The following is a 5455-nucleotide window of genomic DNA, read 5'->3' as shown; positions in this document are numbered from 1 at the left end:
ACATGGTGGTAGATTACCTTTCTTCCCAGCTCGACTGGGCTGGATATCAGGTGTCCACCAAATGGGGGTCAGGTCCCTTTCGCTACATGAGCAATTGGGCGCTGCGATTCGATTACCAGGTTCGCGGCTTCACGTCGATACTCAGGTGTGTATTTCTGGCGTTGTTGACCCACAATGAACATCCTGTCTTGCGGACACAAAATCCACACTAATCGGGTCTCCACCAAACGAGGGTAACCTCATAGCCGCCTAATCACTAGGTAGTTCTATTACGTGACTTCGTTTCAAAGATTTGCGGGTAACCTTAGGCCTGCCCCGGCTACTTCAGCAGATAGCTATTCTTCACTCCGTACAAAAAATTGACACGCTCTACTTCTAGCTAAAACACAGATCGTTTGAATTTACGCAAAGAAATAACACTCACGAACAACGAAACTATACTTAATATTAGTGGAATACGGCTGGGTGGAACCTCTAGAGCGAAAAGTAGGAATCTCCAATGCGTATCAAATAATGATGGCCAAAGAGCGGTTTGCAAAACAAGCTGTGCTACAAGTAACAAAGCGAGTGTATCCACACTCACATATCTACCTATAAGTAGTGTCAAAGCGGTAAGAACAGTAGATACATAAGCGAATCTAGTGCTTCCTATGCCACAAAGGGAAAAGATCCAAGGAATAATCCATAAAACTAAGAGAACTATACCATCAATAACTAGCCAATTCCGTGAAACTTGAGCCTCTAACCTGGAAATCTGATTTCTGAAGAAAATCACTGGCAATGCAGCATAAGAAAACGAACACAAAGTACCAACGTTTGCCCCAGCAGTATCATCGAGCCAAGGGATATTTAGCAACCATCCCTCAGCGAAAGAAAGAACAAAGGCAATAAACAGCACCATTATTAGGACAGTAATTAGCCTATGCCCACGGCAGTACAAGAATGCGTATGAAGTCATGGGCTAATCGCTCACTCTGCATACAGAATGCTCAATACGTTGAGCAACGTCTTCAACGGTAACTTGTTGATTAGGCTCCCAAGGAAGACCACTAAGCGTAATTCCCAAATCTTTCGCCGGAATTCCACAGATTTTAGCGTCTGAACGAATGAGTTCCGCAGATCCAGCTTGATCCACAAACTCTCCAACTATCCCTTTTACAGTGGATTGACCGCTTAGACTTAGATGCTCTTCCGAAAGATCTCCCCACATGACGGGACGTTCTGAGAAATCTCTCCACTCAGGGGGTGATATTTTAGAGAAAGCATCCCTCGCCTGGATATTAAGCGATATATTTTCGTTAGGAACTTCCGGCCATGCGCAGACCTTAGAAGAGCAAACAACCTCACGAGAATCTCTTTGTTCAAGGCCAAACTCTGTGAGCTGCTGCGCCCAAGCAAAAGAACCGATGAGGGAAATAAGGCCTAAAAGGAAAGTCAACATATACATTTTACAGCGGTTCCTAAGCAATGCCGCAGCCGAGATTATGGTCAGCGTGGCTCCAATAATCCCTGCAATTGCTGTTCCAATTGCTTTCACATCTAGCGTTACATCAAAAGAACAGCACGCTAAAAAATCACCAGTTATATGTCTTAAGGATCCAGGAGAAGTGGCTGGAATTACCGCATACCACGTATATGCAAGCGCAGCTGATACAGACACTGAAACCAGTGGTTTAAACGAAAAGCCAAGTGCACTTCCGATTAATGTCCAACAGGTACCGACGATGGACGAATACGTCAGCATAACCCAAAAAACTGAAGATCCGAGCAGTGCAGAATCAGTACTTTGTGAAAGATTTGCTAATACATAGCCAAGAGGAAAAATCAGCGACCATGCAAACATTCGGTTCACATAGATACGAGCCACCGATTTTCGCCCCATCTGCACTAGAGGACGAAATCGTGATGCCTCCCATGCCATTGCGGCAGAAACCGCAGGGGCAATTACGAAGAATACCAATGTAGATTGGGCAGCTATCGACTCATAGTATGGCGTCTTTCCTAATTCCGAAATAGGAACCGCGCTGAGGATTATCCCAATAAGACAAATCCATAATGATGGACGGCGAAGCCAGTGTTTAATACCGAAATTAGGAACCACTGTAGTTTCCTCTCCGTACAAAAGATCGTGAGAGAATATGTGCCGGGGATTTTCCGGGTTCTGAAGCTAACTGCACGAAATCATGTCGTGAACCATCAAAATGTAGCTTTCCCTTATCAAGGACGAGAACGCGCTCGAAAGGTCTCTGTAGTTCGCCGGCATCATGCGTTGAGACGACTAGATTATGTCCTCTATCAACAATCCGTTGATATACCTCAGTTACATGCTCTTTGTTGAGTGGATCAAGTGCCGCACTTGGTTCATCAAGCAGCAGTGTTTCCGCCCCAGAGTTCAACGCAGTGGCGATCGCCAGCCTAGAGCGTTCCCCTCCGCTAAGACTTTCACACCGTTGATTAGAGACTCTTGACAGATCTACAAAATCTAGCCAATCTAAGCTTTCTTTCTTTGCGGCCTTTTTATCTCGCCCAAACAGCCAAGCAACATAAGCACAGTACTCACTAGAGGTGAAACCGGTAATAGGATTGAATGTCTGCTCTACTACAGATATAGATCCATTCCTTAGGACTGTTCCTTCCTTTGGAGAAGAATCTGATGCAAGAGCAGAAAAAAGTGTTGATTTCCCTGCACCGTTAGCTCCCAGAAGAAGCGTGGGTCGTTCATCTATCACTAACTGTGGTATATCCAGAATTATTTTACTTGAACGCCGGATTTTTAGTGCATTAGCTTGAATGGTCGCTACCATACAAATTTCATCCATTTGATGGTTAAGTGGTTCCAATCAAATGTATGGATATCAGCATGATAATTTCCCGCAGCCTGGCGCCCCCACCCGCCTCGGTCCCATCCTCCATAGCATTTATTGAGCGAACGTGAACCTAGGTCGGGGTCCGGCTTCATAGAAAGCTCTCGACGCAGGGTCATCTCAACTTTTCCAGGAGATCCATGTGGATCATTTAAACAGGTAGCTGCTGTAATCTCCGTGTTGTACCCGTCTATATTTCGATCGATCCACCCACGAGTCTTGTAGCCATCGCGAACGCCACTAACACTGGTTTCAAAGTTCCCCTCCGCGTTCGCTGGAGCAGCGAACATAGAAACCGCCAAGGCGGTTACTAACCCTGCTGCAATTTTCTTCATCACAGTACTTCCCTCTCGGAATTTAGACACGTCAAAATCGACCTCACCTTTATGACCTTTATGTGTGTTTGCTTCAGACTTCAGTATTATAAAGGATCGCCTATATCGGGAACAGTGTTAACCTAACATAGGCATCTATAGCATGTACAGCCCGCAGTAAAGATATTCTAAGTACTACCCCCAATTACCATTTCTTCTTAAGGTTGATCCGCCTCCAAAATGGCATGTCCACTTCATATCCCACGAACTAAACGCCAGGTTCAAACGACATAACTGTTCCGAGTTGACGCGTCCCCGCTAGGCTAAGAGCGCCCCTTTGCGGGCAATCCCAGCAACGCTTCGTTGACGACATGATCCTCATCGACGACCGGCCAGATGAGGTTACTGAACGTATTTTGCCAGGCCATTGGGAAGGCGACCTCATCCTTGGTAAAAATAACTAATCAGCGGTAATCACGTTAGTAGAACGCTTCAGTAGCCGCGTGAAGTAATGAATCCACGATCTGCTTGTTTTAGGACTCGGCAGATGGCCCCGGGCCCCAAACTGATCTTTGTACGCGTCGATGTAAGGGATCATTTGGTCGTGGGGTAGTCGAGTTCCGCTGCGAAAAAGCCGAAGCAGTCTTAACAATCCCGTTTGCTCGTTTCAGCTCACGGTTTTCGCGGCGCAGACGCTTGAGTTCTTCTTTCATTGTTTCGCTGCCTGAAGCGTCAGAATTATCGCGTACTGAAGCGCTGTCACGGTACCAAGCCCGCAACGTGTGGTGAGATCCTCCAAGGAGCTCACCGATCTCTGTGTAGGCACGTTGCAGTGAGCAAGACTCCAGGCGGACCATTTCGATGATCTGATGGACCGCCTTCTCCTTAAACTCGACGGAATACTTTCTAGGCATAGTTCAATCCTTCCTTAGCTGAGGTAAGAACTAAACCCAGGACGCTTCAGTTTGTATTCCATATCACGCATATGAGCATTCCCTTCGTTAATTAAAGAAGGTACTTTTAGGATAAGTAATTTTCTACAAGTAGGAGACTCTATCATGCGGAAATACTGGATCAAAAACGCACTAGGCAAGACAATGGCTGCTCTACTTCTAATGGCTAATTTGTCTCAACCAGCTGCCAATGCATCTACCTCTGCCCCTACAAAAGATTTCGGGGTCATCCCAGGAACAGTGGAAAGCTATGACTCTACAGCGGAGGAAATCTTGACAGAAGTTGCCACTTCGAAGAACTTCGATACTTCTGTCGACTCGGAATTATCTTTCTTTGGAAATAAAGGCCCCTACACTATAGTGTCGCAGTGGACGGATAAGAATGGAAAGCTGATTTACCTTCGAGAAAAGGCTCGGGCGAAAAACCAGAACAAACACGGTTTATCCATTCGTGCTTCACAAGCTTCAACAAAATATGCGCCAAAGATTAAGCGCTCCGGCGACCGCTATGAATATCGCCTGCCCATGGATCATATTTCCTGCTCGGGTTGGGGACCTTTTAAGAGGTGCCGGAAAGTTGAAACCACAGACATATTAACGGTGGTTGGTTTCAACAAGGTAAGGGACGGCAAACCTTACGGAGTTGTAACCACCCACTGCCTTGGCTACCAAGGCCGTTGCCCGCAATGGATTATCAATTCACCGCAGATTAAATAACAAATGTACAAAACGATACCTCAATCGTGGGCCACGGGGCTCGCTGGGAAAGACATTTCCGGAAAGGATATGTCCAACTATGATCTGACGGACATCAATCTCGAAGGAAGCATATGCAAAGGATGCTCGTTCCGTGGCTCCATGGTGGCATGGGCTAACTTGAAATCGGCAGATTTCACCGACGCAGATTTTACGAACGCAATTCTTAGCGAGTCAGACCTTCGTGGAGCGACATTAACGCGCGCTAATTTTACGAACGCATATCTGGTACCTGTTACCGCCAATCCAAGGCAATTCTCTGAATGTACAGGTTTGGAGGCAAGTAATGTGATACTTTATAGTCCCTGATTGCGCCTAAACGAATTCCGTTCAAGCCCTACCGTAAATCGGGCGTTGGAAACGCCTAGGGCGGTGCAGCCGTATCGGTAAATCTGCACACCCGTCAGTCCTGTCATATGTCTTGCCATATGGCGGGACATATGATGAGGTATATACTTTAGCGTATGTGAAGTGCCCCGTTGGGGTTGCCCGCAAATCGTGGACACGTAGTGGAGCTACCTAGTGGTTAGGCAGCGATTTTTCTTCGTTTCTGGTTTGGGTGATGTGG

7 protein-coding genes and 2 pseudogenes are annotated in these 5455 nt (G+C 46.5%); 4 read left to right on the top strand and 5 right to left on the bottom strand.

Going from position 1 to position 5455, the window contains the following annotated elements; translation table 11 throughout:
* The coding region (locus tag QP891_RS11495) for a hypothetical protein (RefSeq protein ID WP_284805985.1) at positions 1–212 on the top strand (212 nt) is incomplete at its 5' end.
* Positions 213–379: 167 nt separating this feature from the next.
* Here QP891_RS11495 and QP891_RS11490 read toward each other — a convergent pair.
* From QP891_RS11490 to QP891_RS11475, 4 genes are read right to left on the bottom strand one after another with little or no spacing between them, the layout of a single operon-like run.
* A complete protein-coding gene (locus QP891_RS11490) occupies positions 380–901 on the bottom strand; it encodes a hypothetical protein (protein ID WP_284771331.1) in 522 nt (173 codons plus the stop codon).
* A 60-nt stretch (positions 902–961) separates the two neighbouring features.
* Positions 962–2101, bottom strand: a complete 1140-nt coding sequence (locus QP891_RS11485; RefSeq protein ID WP_284771330.1) for a hypothetical protein — start codon at positions 2099–2101, stop codon at positions 962–964.
* On the bottom strand, positions 2091–2804 hold the full coding sequence (locus QP891_RS11480; RefSeq protein WP_284771329.1) for an ATP-binding cassette domain-containing protein: 714 nt from the start codon (positions 2802–2804) through the stop codon (positions 2091–2093). The genes QP891_RS11485 and QP891_RS11480 overlap by 11 nt, the downstream gene beginning before the upstream one ends.
* Positions 2798–3199, bottom strand: a complete 402-nt coding sequence (locus tag QP891_RS11475) for a hypothetical protein (protein ID WP_284785734.1) — start codon at positions 3197–3199, stop codon at positions 2798–2800. The genes QP891_RS11480 and QP891_RS11475 overlap by 7 nt, the downstream gene beginning before the upstream one ends.
* A 332-nt stretch (positions 3200–3531) precedes the next feature.
* Between QP891_RS11475 and QP891_RS12010 the strand changes: the two are divergent.
* Positions 3532–3639, top strand: a pseudogene (locus tag QP891_RS12010) (IS30 family transposase); the annotation flags it as partial.
* 34 nt (positions 3640–3673) lie between these two features.
* Here QP891_RS12010 and QP891_RS11465 read toward each other — a convergent pair.
* A pseudogene (locus QP891_RS11465) lies at positions 3674–4092 on the bottom strand (transposase); the annotation flags it as partial.
* A gap of 144 nt (positions 4093–4236) precedes the next feature.
* On the opposite strand from QP891_RS11465, the gene QP891_RS11460 reads away from it, so the two are divergent.
* Positions 4237–4848 carry a hypothetical protein gene (locus tag QP891_RS11460; RefSeq protein WP_284783759.1) on the top strand — a complete coding sequence of 204 codons (612 nt, stop codon included), beginning with the start codon at positions 4237–4239 and terminating at the stop codon, positions 4846–4848.
* A gap of 3 nt (positions 4849–4851) precedes the next feature.
* Entirely contained in the window at positions 4852–5196 is a 345-nt protein-coding gene (locus tag QP891_RS11910) for a pentapeptide repeat-containing protein (protein WP_349838696.1), read from the top strand.
* The last annotated feature ends 259 nt before the right edge of the window (positions 5197–5455 follow it).

Source organism: Corynebacterium sp. MSK310, assembly GCF_030227355.1.
GTDB classification, from domain to species: Bacteria; Actinomycetota; Actinomycetes; order Mycobacteriales; family Mycobacteriaceae; genus Corynebacterium; species Corynebacterium rhinophilum.
The sequence above is the reverse complement of the archived record's forward strand: the minus strand, read 5'-3'. Positions and strand labels throughout refer to the sequence as shown.

What these genes read in the sequence shown, in the direction of transcription:
- QP891_RS11475 (WP_284785734.1), bottom strand. Translation starts at nt 3,199, where the DNA reads ATGAAGAAAATTGCAGCAGGGTTAGTAACCGCCTTGGCGGTTTCTATG.
- QP891_RS11480 (WP_284771329.1), bottom strand. Translation starts at nt 2,804, where the DNA reads ATGGTAGCGACCATTCAAGCTAATGCACTAAAAATCCGGCGTTCAAGT.
- QP891_RS11460 (WP_284783759.1), top strand. Translation starts at nt 4,237, where the DNA reads ATGCGGAAATACTGGATCAAAAACGCACTAGGCAAGACAATGGCTGCT.
- QP891_RS11910 (WP_349838696.1), top strand. Translation starts at nt 4,852, where the DNA reads ATGTACAAAACGATACCTCAATCGTGGGCCACGGGGCTCGCTGGGAAA.
- QP891_RS11490 (WP_284771331.1), bottom strand. Translation starts at nt 901, where the DNA reads ATGGTGCTGTTTATTGCCTTTGTTCTTTCTTTCGCTGAGGGATGGTTG.